Origin of the sequence: Exiguobacterium sp. KKBO11 (assembly GCF_001644945.1) — a bacterium.
In the GTDB taxonomy this organism is placed as follows: Bacteria; Bacillota; Bacilli; order Exiguobacteriales; family Exiguobacteriaceae; genus Exiguobacterium_A; species Exiguobacterium_A abrahamii.
Genome location: NZ_LUCU01000044.1, coordinates 44,924 through 69,146, shown reverse-complemented (window position 1 = coordinate 69,146; position 24,223 = coordinate 44,924). Strand labels below are relative to the sequence as shown.

Sequence of the window (24,223 nt, the reverse complement as noted above, 5' to 3'; positions counted from 1 at the left end):
AATAACTGATATCCTTTGTGTAAAATCACAAAGGATATCGGTCTGCTTTTAGGTACAAATAAAGTAAGGAGCGTTCAGGTAAAGATTCCATTCGAATGCCCGCTTCCTCCTCGATCCGTCGCATCCGATAGAGGATCGTATTCGGATGGACATGGAGATGAGAGGCGACTTGTTTGACGTTCCCATCATAATGAAGGAACCATTCTAGCGTCTCACATAAGGAGGAAGCATGTTTCACATCGTAAGCACGCAGACGTTCGATTTCTTCCAAGCGAACCGTCCGCCGTCGCAGACGCTCCGAGAAAATCGGTAAGAGTTGGAATAGGCCGAGACGTTCGTAACGGGTCACGTTCTTCAGCTCAAATGGAAAGGCATCTTTCAAACGCAAGACGATGCCCGCTTCTTCATAGCGCTCGGGAATCGCTTGGACGCCCGTGAAGACTTCACTACTTGCTGCGACGAAGTCCGTATAATCAAATCGCTCTGCGAGTAGTTGTCGGAACGACTGGATGAAGGCATCGAACTGCAGACGCTCTTGTTCTGCGTCGCGATCGTTTGTGCTGATCCACAAGATGAAATCCGTCTCATCATACGCATAAAGTAACGGACGAACCGTCTGCTGGATCGTCAATAAATAGCGCAGGCGATCGGCGAGGCGTGGTGTGATCGCTTCCGAAAAACGGATGACCGTCAAACGACTGATGCCGGGTGGTGCGACATGGAGTTTAGAGAACATCTTCAAGATTTCCGACTCGGATAGTTCTTCATGTAATAACTCGAAGAAGAACTGTTCCGTCTGTTCTTCCTTCCGTTTTTTCTGCATGTCGATCGCCAGCAACTGACGTTGAGCAAGTAGAGCTCCTTTCTTTAAATCGGCTAATTCCGACGGAGTAAACGGAGTGCTTCGCGCAATCGACCAGATATAGCCGAGAATTTCTGAATCTTGCTTGATCGCAATAGCGACACGGTCATTCAGTCCGACACCGGTGCGTGCAGAAATAATGAGTGGATCATCTTGTGTAGCAAGGCTCTGGATGACTTCATCTTTCCAGAGTTGGTCGATGACCGATTCCGGTACCCGGCGACCAATGATCGTTGCGACACGGGCAGGGTCTGTATCAGCCGTATGCGTACTATACGCAAGAAGGCGGTGATTGCGATCTTCAATCGTAATCGGGGCATTCAAGGCAATACCGATCGCTTCCGCTAAGTCGTCTAAGGAATGATATGAAGCTTCTAACATGGGATTTCCCTTCTTTCTCTTTCACTCGATAGTTTTAGTATATCTTCTATTGTGTAAAATCACAAAAAGTATTCTTTTGTATTGTAAGAAAACACAACTACATGCTACGGTAAGCCTCGGAAAAGAGAGAGAGGATGAAATGGCATGGAAGTGTTACGTCTGATATCGGCTTGGGTCTGGGGGATTCCGAGTATGATGTTGTTGGTAGGAACAGGAGTGTACTTTACGATCCGCTTACGTGGTCTTCAGTTTCGGCGTTTAAAACAAGCGTTTCAATTATCTGTTCAAAAATCAGGGCAAGGTGAAGGTGAAATCAGTAGCTTTCAGATGTTGATGACGTCCCTCGCGGCGACGATCGGAAACGGAAACATCGCAGGGATCGCAGTCGCCTTGACGATGGGCGGACCGGGCGCAGTCTTTTGGATGTGGGTCATCGGTTTAATTGGAATGGCGACGAAATATGCAGAAAGCCTCCTTGCCATTCTCTTTAGAAGTCGAAACGAACGCGGCGAAGCCGTCAGTGGACCGATGTATTATATCGAGAAGGGACTAGGACCTAAATTTAAACTACTCGCTATCCTGTTTGCGGTATTTGGTTTGATCGCATCATTTGGTGTTGGGAATACGGTGCAAGCGAATGCGATGGCAACGGTGCTTGAGCAATCTTTCCGTGTGCCGCTGCTATTGTTCGGCATTCTGCTCGCGATTGCGGTCTATGTATCGATTCGTGGTGGACTTGAACGCGTCAGTGCGATCTCGACGATCTTTGTTCCGATCATGAGCTTACTTTATATCGGTGCCGCTTGTGTCCTTTTAATATTGAAGGCGGATCAGATTCTACCAGCCTTTGGTTTAATCTTTGAGTACGCCTTCCAGCCGCTTGCGCCTGCAGGAGCCTTCACCGGTGTATCGATCATGATGGCGATGCAAGTCGGTGTAGCACGTGGTATTTTCACGAACGAAGCAGGACTTGGGACAGCAGCATTGATTGCCGGATCTGCGAAAAGTGAGCGTCCGGTCGAACAAGGATTGATTTCGATGACGAGTACCTTCATCGTGACCTTGATCGTTTGTACGATGACGGCACTCGTCCTTCTGACGACAGGTTTTTGGGATCCATCAGGTGGACTACATTCAGGTATGATGCATGATGCGAATCTTTCCGGGGCAGCACTGACAGCAACCGCCTTTGCGAGTGTTCTAGGATCATTTGGAGAATGGACGGTCGCTTTTTCCGTCTTCTTCTTCGGTTATTCAACGATCATCGGTTGGTATGTCTATGGAGAGAAGTGCTTGGAGTACTTGAGCGGTACGACACGCTTCAACGAAGGATACCGCGTGTTCTTTGCGCTCGCAGCCTGTTATGGTGCGGTCGCGCAATTAGAACCGTTGTGGCTGGTCGCGGATATTGCCAATGGATTAATGATGATTCCGAACTTGGTTGGAATGTTGTTCTTGTCGCACTTAGTCATTGAACAAACGAGAGACTATGAACGAGCCGGTCACAAACGAGTGGCTTAACGGAAAAAAGCGGTGATACCTGATAGGGGCATCACCGCTTTTCTGATGAGACGATTCATCCATTCGTTCGACGACGGCTGTAGACGAGGAGTGTCAGTAAGAAAATCAAACTAAGCGCAACGAGAACGGAAAGTGAAGCGACGTTCCAGCCGATGACTTCGAGTAGGACACTGACCGCAACTGTCAAATAGAAGATACCAAGGTACTTTTTGACGAACGGACTTTCGAAATGCGTCAACTGCTTCGCGCCAATCGGTGCTCCGAGCAAGGCGCCGACAATCAGCATGATCCCGACGAGGATATCGATATTCGTGCTCGCGACCGTATAGTTGACGAGTCCCGATAGGACGATCAGTAACGCGGAGGCAATACTCGTTCCAACCGCACGTTTCAACTCATAGCCAACAATCCCGACGAGTAACGGTGTGATGATGAATCCACCGCTGACACCGAGAAGCGAAGAGATGAATCCAGCGAACAGACCAGTAAAGGCAAGGGCAAGATATCGATTTTTCCAACCTGTCTGTTCTCCGGTCGTTGCTTTCGGACGTAAGAACTTATTCGCGAAGTAGAGTAGGAGTCCGATATAAACGATCGAGATGACGAGATGAGCACCGTTGACTTCCTCTAAACGAAGGACAAGTGGTGTCGCGATCGTCGAACCGATGATTCCGACACCACCGACGACAAGGCTATCGCGCCAGACGACATTTTTAAGGCGTAAGTGAGAGAGCGTACCTGAAACCGTTGATCCGAGAGTCAACATGAGACTGGTCGCGATCGCAACGCTTGGAGCATATCCTAAAATGAGTAGTAGGGGCGTCAAGATGATACCGCCACCGATTCCGAAAAAGCCGGAGATGATTCCAATGAAAAATCCGAGGATTAAGAAATAATAAAAAGCGAGATCCATGTACAGTCTTCCTTTCCTTTTCTTCTCTATTCTTCACTTAGTATGGCAATGAATGAGAAGAATGTAAAAGGGGACGGCTCCTTCAAGGGGGTTGAAGGAGCCGTTAAGGGGAACTTATTCTTTTGACGCGGCGACTTCTGCGGCTGCATCGATACCGGTATTGGCCTTGACTACGATACGTTCGAAGTTACCGGCAACTTCGTTCGATTTCGTCAACAATGTTCCGACGATGGCTCCGAGGAAGCCAAGCGGGATGGAGACGATTCCTGGATTCGTCAGCGGGAAGAGGGCTTCCCCGACGAACAAGGCTGAACCGTCGACTGCCCAAAGGTTTGGACTGAGTGCGACGAGAATCAGTGAAGAGAATAACCCGACGACCATACCTGTGACAGCTCCGCCAGTATTGAAACGGCGCCAGAAGATCGTCAAGAGAATGACTGGCAAGTTGGCACTTGCCGCGACAGCAAAGGCAAGCGAAACGAGGAACGCGACGTTCATCGTTTGCGCGAACAATGCCAGTACCATCGAAATCAAGGCGACGGCGATGGAAGCGAGTCGTGCTGCCGTCATCTGTTCTTTTTCCGTTGCTTGTCCTTTACGTAAAATATGACTATAGAAGTCATGGGCAAAGGCGGATGCTGCGGATAAGACGAGTCCCGCAACAACGGCGAGGATCGTCGCAAAGGCGACCGCGGCAACGAACGCAAAGAGTAAATCGCCACCGAGTGCTTGGGCAAGAAGTGGTGCCGCCATGTTACCAGCAGCATTGGCAGCAATGATATCTTCAGAACCGACGAAAGCAGCGGCACCAAAGCCGAGGAAGATCGTCAAGATATAAAAGGCACCGATGATCCACGTCGCATATACGACGGATTTACGAGCAGTCGGAGCATCCTTAACAGTAAAGAAACGAATCAAGATATGTGGTAATCCAGCCGTTCCGAGAACGAGTGCGAGATTCAATGAAATCGTATCGAGCGGTAATTTGAACTTGTTTCCGGGATTCAAGAATGAATCACCGAGCGGCGTCGCTTGTTTGACTTCTGCAAACATCTTGAAGATCGAAAAATCGAACTTCGCGAATACCATGAACGAAATGACAGCTGTTCCTGCCATCAAGAGAATCGCTTTGATGATTTGGACCCATGAGGTCGCTGTCATACCACCGAAGACAACGTAGACTGTCATCAAGATACCGACGATGATGACACTCGTCGTGTAAGGAATTCCTAATAACAGTTCAATCAAGGCACCCGCACCAACGAGTTGGGCAATCATATAGAAAATCGAGATTGCGATCGAGTTCATGGCGGCGACTCCCCGAACTTTTGATGCGTTGAAACGAGCGGCAATCATATCTGCCATCGTGTATTTCCCAAGGTTCCGAAGTGGTTCGGCAACGAGGTACAAGACGACGAGATAGGCAACGAGGAAGCCGATCGAGTAGAAGAATCCGTCGAATCCGGCTAAAGCGATCATCCCAGCAATTCCGAGGAACGAGGCAGCGGACATATAGTCGCCGGCAATCGCCATCCCGTTTTGTGCACCAGTAAGTCCGCCATCCGCTGTATAAAAGTCGTTAGCAGTTTTTGTTTTACGAGCAGCAAAGTATGTAATGACGAGCGTCAAACCGACGATCGCCGCAAATAAAGCAACGGCAGTATAATTCATTTCGACTCCTCCTTGATCTGTTCGACGAGTCGATCAAAGGCACGTGCTTTTTTGCTGTACATCATGCAGAACGTCCACGTCATGATGAACTGAGCAAAAGCGAAGATCCAAGCACCTGTAATATCACCGAACACCGGCTGATTTAAAATCGTGAAGTAGCTTGTTAAAATCGGAAGCGTAAAATAAAAAATAAGACAGAAACTGATGGCTGGAAGAATGAAGCCATTCTTTTGACGCATCAATTGTTGAAAAGTAGCGCTCTCGACGATTGCTGGAGCGGATTGAGTCGCTTCATTTTTTTGAACTTCGGACACTTGATGCATGAGGACGCCTCCTTTAAGGAATGAATGTAAATTCATTATAAGGATGTCGTTTCTGGAAAAGCTATCCTAATTTTTAAGAAGAAAAGCTCATTATTATATTAATATTGGTCATACCAATTTAATGTAAGCGTTTGCAATATTGAACATTGTTTGAACGTTATTTTTATATATTAATTATGTCGGAAAATGATTCAAAAGACCTAGTACCCGGAAAATGAGAACAACTTAAAAAGCCTGCCTATGGAAGCATAGACAGGCTTGAGTCATTTTTCAGATGGACGTTCGATCTTATCTTCGATTTCCCGTAAATGATCCGCACGTTTTGAGAGCGCACGACGCTTCAGCCATTCTTCCGTACCGCGACTGACTCCCCAGATGGCGAGTAAAATCAAAAATAGAAGGACAAGACGCATCGGACGTTCAAGAAACGTGGACCATTCCTTTCCGATTAGCGAGAAGATGATGACGACGATCAGACGACCGGCACCAGCAGCGATCAAATACGTCCGCAGCGATAGTTGAATCATGGCGGAAATGGACGTGATGATGAACGCAGGCATGAACGGAAGTGAAAAAAAGAATCCGAGTGAGATGGGACTCATGTGACGAACACGTTCGATCCACTGTTGTGCGGCATGGTGTTTTTCAAGCCAACGCGTAACCGGACGACGAAATAGATATCGAATACAAGCGAAGACGACGAGTGATCCAAGCATGCTCCCGACCCATGATACGAGAACACCCATACCAAAACCATAGGTTGCCGCATTCGCGGAAATGATCAGGACGAGTGGCAGGAAAGGAAATAGAGACTCAAGAAACGGGGCAATCAAACCGGTGGCAGCTCCTCCAGGTAAGTCTTGGAGAAAGAAAATCATCTGCTCGATCCAGTCACGAAGTGTATGGAGCATTCGGAATCCTCCTTGCGAGATGTACTACTGTGTTTTATTTTACCTCTTTCTGATTCAGAAAGGGAATGAAATTCCTTGAAAGGGATTCAGGAATTGTAGATTGTACATTCGAAAGGGAGTTGGTATTATACTTAAATGGGTGCGTTTTGCAGGCGTTCCCAGCTAGTCAATAGCTAGACGCTTCGTTTGCCAACGTTCGTTTTACTGCAAAAAACTGACATGGGGGCTAATGAGGAATATGAAACCTTATCGCGTACTATTATTTTATAAGTATGTTCCGATCGAAAATGCGGAACAGCTAACGAAAGAGCATCTTGCTTACTGTAAAGAGCTCGGTATTAAAGGTCGGATTTTGATCGCACCAGAAGGAATCAACGGCACACTCTCTGGAACGGTCGAACAAACGGAACAATACATGAAGGACTTGACGGCGGATCCACGATTCGCTGACATCGAATTCAAAATCGATGAAGTTGAAGGGCACGCCTTCAAAAAGACGTTCGTCCGTTACAAAAAAGAACTCGTCACATGGCGTTTTGAGGATGAATTCAACGTACCAGAAGAACACGCTGCGTATCTTGAACCAGCAGAGTGGAAAGAAATGATGAAACAAGATGATGTCGTCATTCTCGATGTACGCAACAACTATGAATACGACCTCGGTCACTTCAAGAATGCTGTAAAAGTCGATGTCGATGCTTCACGGGAATTCCCGGAGTGGCTTGACGAGAACGAGCATTTGTTTGAAGGGAAAAAGGTTCTCACATACTGTACGGGTGGCGTTCGTTGTGAAAAATTCACGGCGTACTTCCGTAAACGGCAACAGAGTGATGATATCTTCCATCTTAAAGGCGGAGTCGTCATGTACGGAAAAGATGAACAGACGCAAGGAGAAGACTGGGAAGGCGAACTATACGTCTTTGATGAGCGTGTACAGGTTCCTGTCAATGCCGTCAATCCTTCTGTCGTCTCAGAATGTTACTACTGTGGAAAACCGGAGACGCGCTACGTTAATTGTGCAAACCCGGAATGTAATCGACAGCACTTCTGCTGTGAAGAATGCGAACCAAAAGTCATGCGTTCGTGTTCCGATGAATGCCGGGAGCATCCGCGCAACCGTTATGAAAAAGAGCAACAAGAAGAATTAGTATAAGGCACGCGTAAAAAGCCGGAGGATTTCTTTAATAGAAATCGCCCGGCTTTTTGTGTATTCAGGAGGAAGGAAACAAGTAACGTAAAATATCCGGTAAACGCTCGGCCCAGGCCGTTTCATGATGGATTGCTTCCGGGATGATCGTATAGCGACTTTGAGTAAGTTTCTGTTCGACCGCTCGCGCTAAGACATCATTTGTGTGTAAATAATCTGTCTCCGTCATCGGGCCACTCACTTCTTTTGTCCCGACATCCATATAACAGCGATGGGCAGTAGACAGCGACGGACTGCGCTCGATGAATTCAAGGAGTGAGGAGAAGTTTGCCCATCCGGCAGTCGACAGGGCAGCGACACGCGTGATGACTTCCGGATACGCGAACAATCCATAGAGCGAGATGACGCCACCCATCGAGCTGCCAATCATCGTCATATCGTCAGGGCGTGTCGCGTAGTTGGCATCAATGTATGGTTTTAGCTCGCGAATGATCCAGTCCATGTAGACCTTACCGTTTCCCCCGATCGACTTCCGGTGCGAAGGATAAGCGGTCCGCATCAATAAAGCTTCATCACTCCAAGGAGCGTAGTCGTCGTAACGGTCCATCCCGTCTTCTGGACTATCAATCGCAACGACCATTGCCGGAATCTGTGTCTGTTGTAGCGCAAGATGAATCTCCCAGCCTTTTCCGAACGAGGCAGTCTCTCCACTGAAGACATTTTGTCCATCGTGCATATAAATCACTGGTAACGCTTCAGAAGGATCTAAATGGGGTGGACGATGAATCCGAATCGTCCGGTGAGCTTGTGATGTCGGTAGCGTCATTTCAATTTCCGTAATCGACAATAGAGTCACGACCTTTCAAAGATTTGCATAATGCGCGGTACAGTTGCGTCCGTTGTGTTTTCCGCCGACATAGAGTGCATGGTCGGCTTGACGTAACGATTCTTCGAACGTCCGTTGATATCTTTCTTCCACTGTGTCGATTCCGAGGCTGACGGTTAAGGACAGTCGGTGACCATCGACGAGGAAGGGACGATCCATGACCGCATGGCGGACCGTCTCGGCAATCTGGATAGCAGCCTCTTGACTACCATTTCGCAACAGAAGTACGAATTCCTCCCCACCATAACGAGCAGCAAAGACATCATCATATTGCAATTGGATCGCCTGGATACGTCGACCGAGTTCACGAAGGACGAGATCGCCTACTTTATGACCGTACGTATCATTGACACGTTTGAAATGATCGATATCGAACAGGATCACGGAGAGCGGATAGCAGTCAGCGGCAAATTCCTGCCGACCGTGTTCATAAAAAGCCCGACTATTCGGTAATTCGGTCAAGGCATCGGTCCGACTTTCCGTATAGAGTTGGACCGTTTCACGTGAGCGTTCTAAGACGCGACAAAAGATACGGAGCAAACGAGATAATTCGTCGGCATTTGTCGCATCATAGGCGTCTGCGACTTGATGGAATAGGATGATCGAAACATCGACCTCTCCGCTCGTAATCGAAGGAATCGCTAGCATCGAGTGACGATCGACAGGCAATCCGATTTGAATATCGTTTCCCCAATCACAACGAAGACCATAGATGATCGGGGTATGCAAATCGTCGGCTGACAAGGAATGAAACAGTGGTAACACGTCGATTGGTTGTTTCGTCCGGATGTTATAGATGACTTGTTTCCGCTGTTGTTGAATCGAGATCCAACCTTCAGAAAACGGCAATAGATGCGGTAAATCGAGGAGCAACGAATCGATCGTCTCGCGCTCGAAGCGGGAAATCAACAAGTGTTCCTTCGCATCATCAAATCGCTTGGCATTATCGTTTGCTTCAAGGGAGTCACCACGCTCTTGCAACAGACGTTTGAACAAGAAGAGAATCAAGGCGGATACTGTAGCCGCGACGAGCGGACTTTCATCGTAGAACCAGATTCCAAGTAGAGCACTTAACATGCTGATTCCGTAGACGAGGGACTGAAGCTTTACGAGACGTTGCCAATCGTATTTCAAGTAGAGGAAGCGATTGACGAATAGACATTGGAAGTAAGAGACAACGAAGACGGTGATCAAAAAGCCGATGAAAGGAATCAAGGCTTTCGTATACGTAAAGTTTGAGCCGATTGGTCCGCCGAGCGCATAATACACAAAGGTCGGAAGCGAGATGTAGACTAAATCGAACAAGGCGTTGATCGGGTAGAGATAAACGAAACGTTTCCAACGAATCGCTTTTCGGTGAGACATGAATTGAAAGACGAGAATGCCGACTTGGCTTAAAATCAAGGCGTACGTTAAACCGTAATTGAGGAATAAAAATAAGATGATGCCTTCTTGGAATGTATAGTAAATGCCACCACGACGGACATTATCGAACTGAAACAGGAGCACAAGTCCGAATAAATAAAGGGTGTTAATGATGGAAACAGAAGGATGGAAGGTTGGTGGATGAACGATGCCGATCACTAATAATGTCAAGGCGACGAAACCGAAGACGATCCAGCTCGTCCGGGCTACATGTTGGTAGTAGCGCATGAAACATCCCTCCCCCTGAGAAGTATCTTTTATTCCTATACCCGAATTGTGGAAATTTTGATAAGCCATTTACCAAAAAAATAAGGTTGAGAGAAAAGAAAGAATTGCGTATAATGTGAAAGATATCGAATACAGTCAATGATGAAGAGAGTAACGGTTGATATTCGTCAACTAGCGAATCAGGGAATGGTGGAAGCCTGAGGACAAACCGGTCGTGAAACGCACTTCTGAGACGCTACCCGATTCCTGATGGAAAAGGCGTAGCCGGGGGAACCCCGTTATCCCCGAACAAGGTGGGTGTCGAAATGACACCAAGAAGAGTGGTACCGCGGTCATTCCGTCTCTTTGCGCGTGGCGCAAGGGGCGTTTTTTATTGCCAAAAAATCAGTGAAGCAGGAGGAAATAAAGATGAGTTATAAAGCGCAGTATGCAGAAGTATTACATCAAGTCATGGAAGGTGCTTTATCGGTTGAACAAATCGAACAACTGATTGAGCAACCGAAACATGAAGATCATGGAGATCTAGCATTCCCATGTTTCATGCTCGCGAAAACATTCCGTAAAGCACCGAACATGATTGCTTCGGAGCTCGCAGAAAAAATTGACGCGCCGTTGTTCTCGAACGTTCAAGCTGTTGGTCCTTACATCAACGTTTTCTTGAACCGGGAAGTCGTCTCGCAAGAAATCGTCAACCAAGTCCTGACGGAGAAAGAAGCATTCGGATCAAGTGAAGCGAATGGAAAAACGATCGTCACGGACTTCTCAGCGCCAAACATCGCGAAACCTTTCTCGATGGGTCACTTGCGTTCGACGGTCATCGGGAACGCGCTCAACCAAATCTCACGTAAAAAAGGGTACGACGTCGTCGGGATCAACCATCTAGGGGACTGGGGAACACAGTTCGGAAAATTGATGGTGGCTTACACGATGTGGGGTGAGGAAGAGGCAGTTCGTGCAGAACCAATCAAGGAATTGTTGAAATTATACGTCCGGTTCCACGAAGAAGCGGAAACGAACCCAGCTCTTGAAGATGAAGGACGTCTCTGGTTCAAAAAACTCGAGCAAGGTGATGAGCAGGCGACGACGCTTTGGACGTGGTTCCGTGAAGTTTCACTCGTTGAGTTCAACCGTGTCTATGAGATTCTCGGTGTTAAATTCGATAGCTTGAACGGAGAAGCTTTCTACAACGACAAGATGCAACACGTCATCGATTTGCTCGAAGAAAAAGATCTCCTCGTCGAATCAGAAGGGGCAATGGTCGTCGACCTCGAAGCAGAAGGTATGCCACCTGCCTTGATTAAAAAGAAAGATGGCGCAACGCTTTATGCGACACGTGACTTAGCAGCTGCCGTCTATCGTCTCGAAACGTACCGCTTTGAGCAGGCGTTCTACGTCGTCGGTGGGGAACAAGCGCTTCACTTCAAGCAATTGTTCGCAGTCTTGAAGAAACTTGGATTTGAGAACGTCGACGGCATGCACCATGTGCCGTTCGGTCTGATCATGAAGGACGGAAAGAAAATGTCGACGCGTAAAGGTCGGATCGTATTGCTTGAAGAAGTACTACAAGAAGCGATCGACGTCGCGAAGCAAAACATCGCGGAAAAAAATCCGAACTTAGCGAATGCCGAAGCAACGGCTCGTCAAGTAGGTGTCGGCGCCGTCATCTTCCACGACTTGAAGAACGAACGGATGAACAACATCGAGTTCGATCTTGAGCAGATGTTGAAATTCGAAGGCGAAACAGGACCGTATGTCCAGTACACGAATGCCCGTGCGCACTCGTTGCTTCGTAAAGGTGGCTATGATGGCACACCATTCGCTGGTAGTGCCGATGATCATGCATGGGGTGTCGTCTCGATGCTAAACCAATTCTCGACGGTCATCGATCGCGCGTTCACACGTCGCGAGCCGTCAATCATCAGCCGTTACGTCTTAGATCTTGCACAAAGCTTCAATAAATACTACGGACACGTCCGTGTTCTCGAAGATGACGCAGCAAAACAATCGCGTCTTGCACTCGTCAAGTCTGTCACGATCGTCTTGACAGAGGGTCTTCGTTTACTCGGTGTCGGCGCTCCAGAAGAAATGTAAGACCAATCCACGAATAAGAAGAGGTAGATTATGAAGACTGAGACGAAAGAACGATTACAGCAAGCTGCTTCACAAATGAAGCAGGAGCCTTTGGCAGAAACGGTCGCCTTCATGGCTGATTTTCACGGGAAAGTCGCTGCTTGGTTACCGGGAGAGTCTGTCGATTTCGTTCACGATTTCGTGACGGCGCCGGAAGCTGATTTGATTGCTCCGATCGAAGGGGACGCATTACGGACGAAAGATAATTTTGAATTCTTCATGCGTAAGAAACAGACACGAAAAAAACTTGGGGAATTGTTGACGCTTTGGAAGTCGGCACGCACGACAGAGACGTTGAGTCAAATCGATGCGATCGGATTGAAAAAGTGGCTCGCCCGAAATGAATTCCGTTCGGAAGACAAGCCGTGGGATTATTTGAACCGTCTGCATGTTCTCTTGTTCCTTGATTTGATGACGACGATCATCGATGATCATCGATTGACGAGTCTGCATGAGCAACTTGTCGGTACGACACCAGTCCCGACGAGCTTCGTACGTCGTCAAGGGGATGTCCGTCAAGTCATCGAAACATTCGCGGAAGAGACGAACTTCACACAAGTGGATGTCGTCAAGGCATCGCTTGTCCGTTATCTCTGATCAATAAGATGCATGAACAAAAGCCGTCGAGCCCTGTGCCCGACGGCTTTTGTCGTATCTTCTTAGTTCGCCTGATGGAATACGATCGTTTGTTGCTCTGAATCGTAAAGACACCACTCTCGTTCGAATACGACGGGACCTAGATTGACGGCATACCGTTTTCCTTTGATGGATAAAGTTTGACCTAGTGGGCTCGGTTTGGCGATGCCATTTCGAAACAAACCTCTGATATGACTATGACCAAAAAAGAGTAACGGTTCGCGTTGTTGTGACAAATCGGGTAGAAAATCCCGCGACCAACTGAGTTGATCTCCATGAATCAATAACGCCCCCTCGATCCGTTGTTTTCGAGGGCAATCGCGTAATGCATCGATGACAGGAGATAGATGTGGTGGAACGAGCGACAGGATACGTTCTTCTTGATTACCAAGTAACGTCTTAAAATCAATCAGCTTTAAAAAATCATCATCGAGCGTCACGACGAGGGAGAGCGATTCAAAGGAATAGCGCTTCGCTCGCTTTTTACCGACATGGCATTCATGAATATCACCGAGACAAAACAAATGCGCATCGGGAGCGAGCCGCCGTATGTCAGCTAGGACAGTCGCTGTGTCGGCTAATGAGCTGTGAAGATCCGCAAAAAGGGCATAACGCATGATCGACCACTCCTTTGTTAAGGAGATACCCGAAAATGCGTCATGCCCATCTTTTTTCAATTAAGTCGTGCCTATCTTATTCTGTTTCGACTGTGACGCCACGTTCTGCGAAGACGACTTTTGCGACTTCGAGTGCGTTCAAGACACGTGGGAATCCAGTGTAAGGAACAAGATGCATGATAGCTTCGACGATTTCGTTTCCTGTTAAACCAGCTGTCAATCCAGTATTGATGTGGAGAGCAAGCTGTGGTTCTGTACCTTGTGTGACGAGAGAAGCAATCGTAACGATTGCGCGGTCACGGTTGACGAGACCATCGCGGCTGTAAACTTCACCGTATGCGAAATCCGTGATCCACTCACCGACTGCTGGAGCGATATCTTTCAGGGATTCAGAGATTTTGTCATGCGTAGATTGTGCAGCGTTTGCGTCTGTGAATTCGCTGAGTTTTTTAACGCCTGTTTCGTGACGTGATTCAAAATGAGTTGCCATGGTAAAGGACTTCCTTTCTTTTTTAACGATGTTCTTATCGTAAAGGAAGAAATACCATGCTACAAATACATGGTTTTTATGAAAGGTATGCTTATTTGGAATACATGTCGCTAACGAATTGAATCCATTTCCGCGTCACGTACGATTGATAGCGACCGGTCGGGACGGCGATTCCTAAGTGCCACGGAACACGTGTTTCAAGCGGAATCGTTTTGACGCCACGAATCGAAAAGCGATCCGCGATCGAACGCGGCAGGACGGTCACGGCATTTCCTTCTGCAACCAGTAAACATAAGAAGTCCCATTGCGAGCTCACCCGCGACACGTTAGGCGTAAACCCGGCATCTTGGCAGGCGTTCAAGACGACATCGTGGAGTGAGAATGTTTCATTGAACAAGACGAACGGCATGTCGGCGACTTCTTCTAATGCAATCATCGACCGATCAGCGAGTGGATGATCATTTGGTAAGAACAAATGGAGTTCTTCTTCAATGAAGGGGTGCGTCGTTAAATGCTCATCCGAAGGCAGCACCGTTGCGATCAAATCGACTTCACCGGCGACGACCGCTTTTTCTAACGCATGTCCACCGGCTTCGATTAATTCGATTTGAATCATCGGATACATCTCTTCGAAATGACGTAGTAGACCCGGGAAAAACAGCGAACCGATCAGTGGGGGCACACCGAGCCGAATCGTTCCCTTCGTCAGATGCATGACATCATAGAGGTGGGAAGGCAGGTCAGATAACTGCCGCAGAATCTTTTCACCTTCAATCAATAAGGTCTCACCGGCATCCGTCAGGACGATTTGTCGTTTGCTCCGATCGAACAATTCCATCTCAAGTTCTTCTTCTAAGTGACGGACCATTTTACTGAGTGTCGGTTGCGTGACGTGGAGATGTTCAGCGGCACGAGTGAAGCTTTTGAAGCGTGCCACTTCCGTAAAGTATTCCAGTTGGCGGAAATCCATCAGTATTCTCCTATTCTTTTGAGTTATAGATGTCATAACAAGTATTCATTTTTATTATTCTTTCAATCAGCGTACAGTAAAGAGACCGAACACGTAAAGATAAAGAAAGAAGGAATCCATCATGATGAAACAACTCGAAGGAAAAGTTGCATTAATTACAGGAGCAGCAAGCGGAATCGGTCTTGAGATCGCTGAAGAATTCGCCCAAGAAGGTGCGAAGGTCGTCATCGTCGATCTTCAGGAAGAAGCTGCAAAACGCTCTGCTGAAACACTTCGTGAAAAAGGCTTCGATGCGTTTGCCGTCGCAGGTGACGTGACGAATGAAGAGGCAATCAAATCAAGTATCGAACAGACTGTCGCACACTACGGAACGATCGATATCGTCATCAACAATGCGGGTATGCAACACGTCTCACCAATCGAAGAGTTCTCGACTGAGAAATTCGACTTGCTTCAAAGCATCATGCTTCGTGCACCATTCCTTTATACGAAATATGTCTTCCCGATCATGAAAAAACAAGGCTCTGGACGAATCTTGAACATGTCATCGATCAACGGATTGATTGGTTTTGCAGGGAAAGCTGCTTATAACAGTGCGAAACACGGCGTCATCGGTTTAACGAAAGTCGCAGCATTAGAAGGCGCGACTTCAGGTATCACGGTCAACGCGATTTGCCCAGGATATGTCGATACACCACTCGTCCAAAACCAATTGTCTTCGCTCGCTGAAACACGTAATGTACCACTCGAACGTGTATTAGAAGAAGTCATCTATCCACTTGTCCCGCAACAACGGTTACTCCAAGTCAAAGAAATCGCGGATTACGCTATTTTCCTTGCAAGTGACAAAGCAGCAGGTGTCACGGGTCAAGCTGTCGTTCTCGATGGTGGTTACACAGCGCAATAAGCAACACTATAAATGAAGGGAGGTGCTTCTTGGATGATCCAGAAAGCACCTCCCTTTTTTGTTTGATGGACTGAACAAGAACGTTCAGCCGATTTGACGCGAGTAGATTAACGGAAGTTAATGAATTGAACGTCGACCGATAACGGAAGCTCACGAACGATTTGCATGACTTGTTGCAAGTCGTCACGTGATTTACCTGTAACGCGAATTTGATCATCTTGGATCTGTGTCTTCACTTTTAATTTCGATTCCTTGACGGCATTGTTGATCTTTTTCGCATCATCACGATCAATCCCGCTCTTCAGGATGACGCGTTGGCGAACCGTATTGCCAGCAGCCTGTTCGACTTTTTCGTACTGCAGGTTTTTGGTCGGAACTTCGCGCTTGATCAATTTTGCTGTTAAGACATCTTTGACTTGATCGAGTTTGAAATCGTCATCTGAGATTAGAATCAAATCCTCTTTTTCGAGCTTCATGTCGCTCTTTGAACCTTTGAAGTCGAAGCGGTTCGTGATTTCCTTCAGTGCGATCTGGACGGCGTTCTTGACTTCCTCGATGTTGATTTGTGACACGATATCAAATGAATTATCTTTTGCTGCCATGTTAATCTCCCCTTTCATTCCACTCTCTATTTTAGAGAGGAATACCGGAAGCGTCCACTGCTTTGAAATTTTGTTATAATAAAAACCATGAAATGAAAGGGGTGCTTAGCTTTGAAACAAACAGCAGACATGTTGACGCTCACACCGCAAGAACTGGATGAGCGATTTGCCTATAGTGGAAATGATTTAGGAGCGACCTTCTCAGAGACAGCGATTCGCGTGCGCTTGTGGGCGCCGACGGCAGAACGTGTCGTGATTCGTCTCTACAAGACACTACGCGCACGAAAAGTCGAAGAGGTCGAGATGGTGGCAGGCGAACGGGGAACGTACGTCGTTGAACTCGATCGAGCGGCATATGAAGGTTATTTCTATACGTTTCAAGCGAGCATCAACGGACAAAAGGTCGAGGCGGTCGATCCGTATGCGAAAGCCGTCGGAACGAATGGAAAACGCGGTGCGTTGATTGACCCGACAAGTGTGACACCAGAACGATGGATCGAAGAACGCCCACTGTTCCATTCTTCGCAAGATGCAGTTGTGTATGAATTACATGTACGCGATGCAACGAGTCATCCGGCTAGTGGTGTCGTCGCACGTGGTACGTTCACTGGATTGACGGAAGCAGGGACTCGGACACCAAATGGCGGATTGACGGGACTTGATTATTTAGCGGATCTCGGTGTGACACATGTCCAGTTACTGCCAATCTATGATTTTGGCTCAGTCAATGAGACAGCGCCGAACGACCCGGATAACTATAACTGGGGATATGATCCGGTGAACTACTTTGCGCCGGAAGGGTCGTACTCATCGAATCCGGATGATCCACGAACGCGGATCCTTGAATTAAAGCAATTGGTACAAGCGTTACATGACCGCGGGATCCGTGTCATCATGGACGTCGTCTTCAATCATACGTATGATGCAGCAACGGTTCCGCTCGGTCAATTCGTTCCTGGATACTTCTATCGTCAAGAGGCGGATGGTAGCTTGTCGAACGGTAGTTTCTGTGGAAATGATACGGCATCTGAACGTTTGATGATGCGGAAGTTCATTCTTGATTGTGTGACGTACTGGGCGAAAGAGTACCATCTGGATGGTTTCCGATTCGATTTGATGGGACTGCATGATGTCGAGACGATGAATCAGGTGCGCCATGCACTTGACCGGATCGATCCGTCGATTCTAATCATTGGTGAAGGCTGGGATCTCGATACGCCACTCGATCCAGAAGAAAAAGCGAACTATTTCAACGCACCGAAGATGCCAGGAATCGCTCATTTCAATAACGGTTTACGGGACGGGGTCAAAGGCGACGTCCAAACGCCGGAAGACCGCGGTTTCATCAGTGGCGCGTTTGACCGGACGAGTGAAGTCAAACGGGGAATCGCCGGCAACGTCTCTTCGCAAGGATTTGCCGATGAACCAAATCAAGTCGTCTCGTACGTCGAAGCGCACGATGATTTGACGATTTGGGATAAATTAACGGTGTCTCGCCCTGAGGATACGGAAGAGATTCGTCGGAAACGGCAAATGCTCGCGAATGCCATCATCTTGACGGGACAAGGGATTCCGTTCCTCCATGCCGGACAAGAGTTCTTCCGGACGAAGGACGGAATTCGTGACAGCTTCAATGCGGGTGAGGTCGTCAATCGTCTTGACTATGAACGGGCGGAAACAGAGCGTCCGGCAGTCGAGTACGTCAAAGGATTGATTGCCCTCCGTCGTCAGTATCCGATGTTCCGTCTCGCAAACGCAGCGATGATCAAAAAACATCTGCGCTTCCTTGAAGAAGGGGAAGGTGTCATTGCCTTTGAACTGAAGAGAACCTATGAAGGATACGTCGAACGGCAGCGTGTCTATCATAATGCGACGGAAGAGGATATCACGATTGAATTGCCAAACGGTGAATTCGAGGTGTTAGTGGAGTCGGGTGCCGTTAAGTTGCACGCACCACGACTGCATGAAGAGAAACAGTTGGTCGTCCAAGCATTGACGACGACGGTCATCGCCGAACGAAAAGCGGATTACAAGAAATATGCGGTAGCAGGCGGTGCAGCACTGACGATCATCGGATTGTTGTACGCAGCGAACAAACGTCGTAAGAAAACCGATTAAATCAAAAAGGACGAAGCGCTATAAGGCTTCGTCCTTTTTTGCGTGGATGACAGTCCGATGTCAGTCTGTCATGCAATTGACTTGCGAAAATCATCGAAACATTGTTTGAAGATACATCTTTCGGGAAAAATTATATGTAGTATTTAAGATATTGTTTTGAAGTGAGAGGGTGTACGGTGTATGTTCGGTTTCGGTGATTTATGGAAATTCTTTTTATCGTTCTTTTTGCTGCTGCCTATCGTGACATTGATTCATGAGATGGGTCATTACTTTTTCGCTCGATTATTCGGTGGAAACATGGAAATCAATATTGGTTCAGGCAAATCATTGCTTCGTGTTGGTCCGATTCGACTGAATCGTGTTTATTTTTGGGATGGATGGTGTCAGTATGAGGCACTACGTCATGAAACGAAGTTTGCTAATATCATGGTCTATGCTGGTGGATCGATCGCGAACTTGGTGAGTATCTTAGTCGTAAATGGTCTTATTTATGCCGGCGTGTTCGAGGCGTCGATTTTTACGTACCAATTTGCGTATTTCTCGTTTTATTTCGTCTTTTTCTCCCTCTTCCCGATCGATCACCCGAATGGTTATCCGAGTGACGGAAAAGCGATCATCAATGTCTTCCGTTATGGTAAATCAGACTATCATCCACAATCTTAAACGAAGATTAAAGCCTCCTTCCGTCATTGGAATAGAGGCTTTTTACTCAAGATTCCGATTCGCTAGACGAATCAGATTCTGTTTTCGCTTGTTCCTGCTCGAGTTCGACGAGCTTTTGAATCAAGATATGGCGCGGCATATGCATCAGTTGTTCAAGTGGTACGTTCAGACGTTTTGCGAGTTCGACAGCCGTCTCTGCTGATAATTGTAAAGGTTTCATCGTGTTCGTCCTCCTTTTTCCATGAAGTTAGTATAACAGGAGGTGCAAGCCGAGCGCATCAATAGTAGCGAGAAACTGAGAAGGTTGATACCGTATGAAGTAGGAAGTGATGCATATGTATAAACCTGCTGCAGAGCTGTTACTCCATGAATCCGTCTCACTGTTTGATCGAATCGGGGAGGATTTGCTTCTTTTTCGAGATCGCCACGGATTTATGAAATGTGATGCGGATTTAAGACCACTATGGGAAACAGCATGTGCGTATGTTCCATTCTCCTGGTACATTGAGCCAGGCGGTGGACGATTGTTCATCGTATTTGAAGAGTCAGCTTATTTTGGTTTACTAGATTTAGAGCAAGGGCATTTAGATTATATCAAGCGACCCGTTGCTTTTTCCGAAGCATGGTTCAGTAATTTATTCTTGTGGCAAGATGATGAGATCTTCCTGTACACGGCAGAAACAGACGTTGTCTGTGTGAACGTTCAAACAGGGGACTGGCGGTACTCAAATTATGAAGAGGCGCCACTGTTCGGACGCTTAGTGGAGCGAGGATATGATACACGTTTGACGTTCGAACGATTCATCGCACCTACGACGATCATTTCTTATGATGATCTAAAAGAACGGTATGTGATTTGGGACGCTGCGACGAATCAGGAATCGATCATTCCTTTTTCAGATTACGCGGAGTACTCGCTCGTTGATCACCGGCACCAATTGTTTTCGATCACCGATTCATCTCGTTTTTACTTGTATGAGAAGAGTCAGCTGAAATATAAGTTCGAGGGATGTCATTCCTCCGTTTTACTCAAAAGTGTGTTACTCGATGAAGAGGCGCGACGTCTTGCGATCGTATCGACATCGGCGACATTCGGCAACACATGGGTTCAAATTTTTCAAAAGACGTAATGAAACATCCTTTTCGCTTTTCAGCAAGAAGGATGTTTTTTGTACGTTTATACAGAAAGGGGACGCATCATGCAACGGCTTGGTCATCTGATGAGTACGTATTTTCGAGGAGTGTTGATTGTTTGGGCAATCCTGCTCGTCGTGCTTGGATATTTCGCTTATCAACTACCCGATCGGCTAGAAGGAAACGGATTTACGCGTGACGGTGATTTTCAACGCGTCGAGACAGTACTCGATCAAGACTTCGGTCAGGATCCGCATACGATCATCGTACTATTTGAAAATCAAGTGAATCTACAACAAACGATGGTGGAACATGTCGAGCGCTTCCGTGATATCAAAGGTGTCGGGAACGTCACTGGTCCTGTTGAAAATCCGCGAGCGATTCGGGACGATAAGGGATACGTGACGGTCGGGGTACCGACACTTGATGCGAAATGGGCAGCTGCGGTCACACGTCAACTGGATGAAACCGAAACGATTCGACTAACGGGTGAACCAGTCGTCGTCGATGATTTGAATACAGCGTCGAAAAATGATCTCATCCGGGCTGAGTTGATTGGAATTCCAGCAGCGTTGATCGTCTTGCTACTCGTTTTCGGTACTCCGGTTGCCGCCATCCTACCGTTGATCATGGGACTCGTTACTTTTGTCTTTGGTGCCGGTGTTCTTTATTTCGTCGCCGGGCAACAAGAGTTATCAATCTTCGTCTTGAATGCGGTCGCGATGATTTCGCTGGCGCTCGGAATTGATTTTTCGCTGTTATACGTCAATCGATTTCGCGAAGAACGGCAGGACGGACAAGATATTCGGAAGGCGGCGATCCGTTCGGTCGAGACGGCAGGGCGTTCGATTTTATTTTCCGGAATCTGTGTATTCGTCGGACTTGCCGGGCTATTGCTGATTGATGTGGATGTCTTCCGCGCTGTTGCGATCGGGACGCTCGTTTCGGTCCTCGGGGCAGTCGTCAGTGCATTAACGTTACTACCGGCACTATTGATCGTTTTCGGGAAGGTGTTAGAGAAAGGACGACTCTTCCGGCAGCGAGCAGGTCGTAGTGAAGATCGTTGGCGTCGCCTCGCTCGTTTCGTCATGAAGCGCCCGGTCGCAGTCACGATTTTGTCCTTATTGCTGTTGTTACCTTGTTTATTGCCGTTACGTGATTTGACGTTGAACATTCCGCAAGCGACCGCTTTACCGGAATCGTATCCGTCGCGTCTCGCCTTTGAGTCGTGGGAAAAAACATTCGGAAACGATGGAACGGACGCCGTCCTCATCTTATCTGCTGATGCTTCCTCAGAGGTGGGACGAGAAAAAATCGAAGACGTGACGATTCGACTCGAGTCGGATCCCGATGTACGCTCCGTCGTATCCGCCGCAACGATTGCCGAACAGCAACAAGTACCGCTCGAGCAGTTAGTCGCTGTTCCCGCCGGGCGCGAAGCTTTGACGGCATTTCTATCAGAGAACGACCAAGCACGGATTGATGTTAACTTAAAAGGAGATCCCGGGGATGCTGCTTCGCAAGACTGGGTGCGAAAGATGCAAGCGGACGGTTATCTTGTCGGGGGACCGGCAGCCTTCAATCAGGAAATTTATGATGCCATTGAATCGAAACTCCCACTAGCAGTCGGTGTCGTCGTTTTGGCGACATTCATCATCCTGCTGATTGCGTTCCGGTCCATCTTGATCCCAATCAAGGCGATTCTGATGAATTTGCTCAGTCTAGGGGCAACATTCGGGTTACTCGTCATCTTGTTCGAGTCCGGCGCAGTTCTTCCGCAGGAGACGATCGGCATTTTGACACCGGTCTTCATCTTCTCACTCGTCTTTGGTTTATCGATGGATTATGAAGTGTTCCTCGTCTCGCGAATGGAAGAATATTATGACGAGACGGGCGATAACGATTACGCGACCGAGATGGGGCTTGCGAAGACGAGTAAAATCATTACGTCTGCTGCCTTGATCATGATCGTCGTCACAGGGGCGTTTGCCTTCACGGGCGTCAGTCCAATTAAACAACTTGGCGTCGGTATCGCGCTTGCGATATTTATTGATGCTACGATCGTCCGGATGTTACTCGTCCCCGCACTGATGAAACTATTTGGTCACTGGAACTGGTGGTGGCCGGGTGGTCGTCGTAAAGCGATCCGCAAGTGACACATCACGTAAGCACATCAGTAGCTATTCAGAGGAAGACGAGCGTATACTGTCGATATTCAATTCAAGAAATTAGAGGAGGCACTTCACTCATGGCAACTCAAGCAATGTTTGAACCATTTACATTACCAAACGGTGTGACGCTGAAAAACCGCGTCTTGATGGCACCGATGACGAACTATGCGGCACAAGAGAACGGCGAAGTATCGGATGCGGAACTCGCGTACTATGCAGAACGTTCAGGTGGCGTCAGTGCGGTCATTACAGCATGTGCGAACGTCACAGCAGACGGTCAAGGATTCCCGAATGAGTTCGGTGCGCATCGTGACGATCTCGTTCCAAGTCTGAAGCGACTCGCAAAAACGATTCAAGATAAAGGCGCAAAAGCGATCTTACAAATCTTCCACGCTGGTCGTATGGCACCACCAGAACTCGTCGGTGGGCAAACAGTCAGTGCAAGTGCTGTCGCACCCGTACGTGAAGGGGCAATGACACCTCGTGCGCTAGAGGCGGAAGAAGTTGAAGCAATCATTGAAGCATTCGGTCAGGCGACACGTCGTGCGATGGAAGCTGGATTTGACGGTGTTGAGATTCATGGCGCGAACACGTACTTGATCCAACAATTCTTCTCACCACACTCAAACCGTCGTGAAGATAAATGGGGCGGCAGTTTAGAAAAACGTCTCGCCTTCCCATTAGCAGTCGTAGATGCAGTCGAAGCCGTCGCGAAACAGGATCCTTCGTTCATCGTCGGATACCGTTTCTCTCCAGAAGAGATCGAAAATCCAGGAATCACACTTGATGATACGATGCGCCTCGTCGATGAGCTGGCGAAAAAAGACCTCGATTACTTGCACGTTTCCGTGATGGACTTCTTCGCAGGTTCAATTCGTGACGAAAATGCAACGACATCACCAATCACGCTCGTCCAAGAACGTGTTGGCGAACAAGTACCTGTCATCGGTGTCGGATCGCTTCACACAGCGGACGAAGTTGAACAAGGTTTGGCTGTCGTTCCAATGATCGCCCTCGGTCGTGAACTGATCATGGAACCGAAATGGGTTGAGAAAGTCGAAGCGGGTGACCTTGCGTCAATCCGGACAGAACTTGATCCAGAAGCACAAGCAGAACTCGTCGTTCCAGATGCATTATGGGCAGGCATCACAAGTCGTCCAGGCTGGTTCCCGATCAAACAAACAAGCAAATAATAGAACCTCATCAAAAAGCACTCTAGATTTCGTGTCTAGAGTGCTTTGAGACTGAAGGTAAAGTGCAATTTTTCTCTAACGAGAAGGATTGCGCTTTTTTGTTCGTCTCGCATCGTTTTCCTGGGACAAGCATCGCGCCGCTTCGCTTCGCTGCAGGGTCGCTCTTGCTTGTTTTCCCTAGGAAGCGATGTCGAGTGAACAAAACGCTTCTCTGATCCTTCTTCCGGATATAAAAAATGACGCGTTACACGTCACTCCTACAGGGAAAAGCGCATTATGTGCTGTCAGAGACAAACGGGCTTGTATCTCGCCTGAGGAAAGGGC

Annotated in this window: 22 protein-coding genes and 1 other annotated feature; of the genes, 10 read left to right on the top strand and 12 right to left on the bottom strand. The window is 47.8% G+C overall.

Annotated elements, in window-relative coordinates; all coding sequences use genetic code 11:
• Positions 1-25 precede the first annotated feature (25 nt).
• On the bottom strand, positions 26-1,243 hold the full coding sequence (locus tag AYO36_RS13095; RefSeq protein WP_029342896.1) for a PucR family transcriptional regulator: 1,218 nt from the start codon (positions 1,241-1,243) through the stop codon (positions 26-28).
• Between the two features lie 144 nt (positions 1,244-1,387).
• Here AYO36_RS13095 and AYO36_RS13090 point away from each other — a divergent pair, with 144 nt between their 5' ends.
• Entirely contained in the window at positions 1,388-2,764 is a 1,377-nt protein-coding gene (locus AYO36_RS13090; RefSeq protein WP_064300679.1) for an alanine/glycine:cation symporter family protein, read from the top strand.
• A 55-nt stretch (positions 2,765-2,819) separates the two neighbouring features.
• On the opposite strand, the gene AYO36_RS13085 is transcribed toward AYO36_RS13090, so the two are convergent.
• From AYO36_RS13085 to AYO36_RS13070, 4 genes are all read right to left on the bottom strand, one after another.
• A complete protein-coding gene (locus AYO36_RS13085; RefSeq protein WP_064300678.1) occupies positions 2,820-3,677 on the bottom strand; it encodes a sulfite exporter TauE/SafE family protein in 858 nt (285 codons plus the stop codon).
• Positions 3,678-3,791: 114 nt separating this feature from the next.
• Positions 3,792-5,348, bottom strand: a complete 1,557-nt coding sequence (locus tag AYO36_RS13080) for a solute symporter family protein (RefSeq protein WP_064300677.1) — start codon at positions 5,346-5,348, stop codon at positions 3,792-3,794.
• Complete coding sequence (locus AYO36_RS13075) at positions 5,345-5,671, bottom strand: DUF485 domain-containing protein (protein WP_023469682.1); 327 nt, start codon at positions 5,669-5,671, stop codon at positions 5,345-5,347. The genes AYO36_RS13080 and AYO36_RS13075 overlap by 4 nt, the downstream gene beginning before the upstream one ends.
• 263 nt (positions 5,672-5,934) lie before the next feature.
• A complete protein-coding gene (locus AYO36_RS13070; protein WP_023469681.1) occupies positions 5,935-6,582 on the bottom strand; it encodes a TVP38/TMEM64 family protein in 648 nt (215 codons plus the stop codon).
• A 238-nt stretch (positions 6,583-6,820) separates the two neighbouring features.
• On the opposite strand from AYO36_RS13070, the gene trhO reads away from it, so the two are divergent.
• A complete protein-coding gene (gene trhO / locus AYO36_RS13065) occupies positions 6,821-7,735 on the top strand; it encodes an oxygen-dependent tRNA uridine(34) hydroxylase TrhO (RefSeq protein WP_082627445.1) in 915 nt (304 codons plus the stop codon).
• 58 nt (positions 7,736-7,793) lie between these two features.
• Here trhO and AYO36_RS13060 read toward each other — a convergent pair whose 3' ends face one another.
• Entirely contained in the window at positions 7,794-8,576 is a 783-nt protein-coding gene (locus tag AYO36_RS13060; protein WP_064300676.1) for an alpha/beta hydrolase, read from the bottom strand.
• A 15-nt stretch (positions 8,577-8,591) separates the two neighbouring features.
• A complete protein-coding gene (locus AYO36_RS13055; protein WP_064300675.1) occupies positions 8,592-10,268 on the bottom strand; it encodes a GGDEF domain-containing protein in 1,677 nt (558 codons plus the stop codon).
• A 129-nt stretch (positions 10,269-10,397) separates the two neighbouring features.
• Positions 10,398-10,616, top strand: a binding site (T-box leader).
• 60 nt (positions 10,617-10,676) lie between these two features.
• Between AYO36_RS13055 and argS the strand changes: the two genes are divergently transcribed.
• Positions 10,677-12,359 (top strand): arginine--tRNA ligase, encoded by a 1,683-nt coding sequence (argS, locus tag AYO36_RS13050; RefSeq protein ID WP_064300674.1) that lies wholly within the window; start codon positions 10,677-10,679, stop codon positions 12,357-12,359.
• A 30-nt stretch (positions 12,360-12,389) separates the two neighbouring features.
• Positions 12,390-12,995, top strand: coding sequence for a hypothetical protein (locus tag AYO36_RS13045; protein ID WP_050678446.1), 606 nt, complete (start codon positions 12,390-12,392; stop codon positions 12,993-12,995).
• Positions 12,996-13,057: 62 nt separating this feature from the next.
• On the opposite strand, the gene AYO36_RS13040 is transcribed toward AYO36_RS13045, so the two are convergent.
• The 3 genes from AYO36_RS13040 to AYO36_RS13030 form a co-directional block, all read right to left on the bottom strand.
• Positions 13,058-13,651 carry a metallophosphoesterase family protein gene (locus AYO36_RS13040; protein ID WP_064300673.1) on the bottom strand — a complete coding sequence of 198 codons (594 nt, stop codon included), beginning with the start codon at positions 13,649-13,651 and terminating at the stop codon, positions 13,058-13,060.
• Positions 13,652-13,727: 76 nt separating this feature from the next.
• Positions 13,728-14,141: a carboxymuconolactone decarboxylase family protein gene (locus AYO36_RS13035; protein ID WP_023469674.1), complete on the bottom strand. Its 414-nt coding sequence runs from the start codon at positions 14,139-14,141 to the stop codon at positions 13,728-13,730.
• Positions 14,142-14,232: 91 nt separating this feature from the next.
• Positions 14,233-15,111 (bottom strand): LysR family transcriptional regulator, encoded by an 879-nt coding sequence (locus AYO36_RS13030; protein WP_064300672.1) that lies wholly within the window; start codon positions 15,109-15,111, stop codon positions 14,233-14,235.
• A gap of 121 nt (positions 15,112-15,232) precedes the next feature.
• Between AYO36_RS13030 and AYO36_RS13025 the strand changes: the two genes are divergently transcribed.
• Positions 15,233-16,018: a 3-hydroxybutyrate dehydrogenase gene (locus AYO36_RS13025; RefSeq protein WP_029342884.1), complete on the top strand. Its 786-nt coding sequence runs from the start codon at positions 15,233-15,235 to the stop codon at positions 16,016-16,018.
• Positions 16,019-16,125: 107 nt separating this feature from the next.
• Here the strand turns inward: AYO36_RS13025 and AYO36_RS13020 are convergent, their stop codons facing one another.
• On the bottom strand, positions 16,126-16,620 hold the full coding sequence (locus tag AYO36_RS13020; RefSeq protein ID WP_023469671.1) for a YajQ family cyclic di-GMP-binding protein: 495 nt from the start codon (positions 16,618-16,620) through the stop codon (positions 16,126-16,128).
• A gap of 111 nt (positions 16,621-16,731) precedes the next feature.
• On the opposite strand from AYO36_RS13020, the gene pulA reads away from it, so the two are divergent.
• Together pulA and AYO36_RS13010 are read left to right on the top strand one after the other, a co-directional pair.
• On the top strand, positions 16,732-18,738 hold the full coding sequence (gene pulA / locus AYO36_RS13015; RefSeq protein WP_231884718.1) for a type I pullulanase: 2,007 nt from the start codon (positions 16,732-16,734) through the stop codon (positions 18,736-18,738).
• A gap of 180 nt (positions 18,739-18,918) precedes the next feature.
• On the top strand, positions 18,919-19,401 hold the full coding sequence (locus AYO36_RS13010) for a site-2 protease family protein (protein WP_058265683.1): 483 nt from the start codon (positions 18,919-18,921) through the stop codon (positions 19,399-19,401).
• 46 nt (positions 19,402-19,447) lie between these two features.
• Here AYO36_RS13010 and AYO36_RS16590 read toward each other — a convergent pair whose 3' ends face one another.
• A complete protein-coding gene (locus AYO36_RS16590; RefSeq protein ID WP_023469668.1) occupies positions 19,448-19,621 on the bottom strand; it encodes a YycC family protein in 174 nt (57 codons plus the stop codon).
• Between the two features lie 115 nt (positions 19,622-19,736).
• Here AYO36_RS16590 and AYO36_RS13005 point away from each other — a divergent pair, with 115 nt between their 5' ends.
• The 3 genes from AYO36_RS13005 to AYO36_RS12995 all read left to right on the top strand — a co-directional run bounded on the left by AYO36_RS13005 (position 19,737) and on the right by AYO36_RS12995 (position 23,899).
• Positions 19,737-20,531 carry a hypothetical protein gene (locus tag AYO36_RS13005; RefSeq protein WP_082627447.1) on the top strand — a complete coding sequence of 265 codons (795 nt, stop codon included), beginning with the start codon at positions 19,737-19,739 and terminating at the stop codon, positions 20,529-20,531.
• Positions 20,532-20,600: 69 nt separating this feature from the next.
• The gene (locus tag AYO36_RS13000) at positions 20,601-22,691 is read left to right on the top strand and encodes an MMPL family transporter (protein WP_064300671.1); all 2,091 of its coding nucleotides are present in this window, start codon (positions 20,601-20,603) and stop codon (positions 22,689-22,691) included.
• A gap of 92 nt (positions 22,692-22,783) precedes the next feature.
• Positions 22,784-23,899 carry an NADH-dependent flavin oxidoreductase gene (locus AYO36_RS12995; RefSeq protein WP_023469665.1) on the top strand — a complete coding sequence of 372 codons (1,116 nt, stop codon included), beginning with the start codon at positions 22,784-22,786 and terminating at the stop codon, positions 23,897-23,899.
• Positions 23,900-24,223 lie beyond the last annotated feature (324 nt).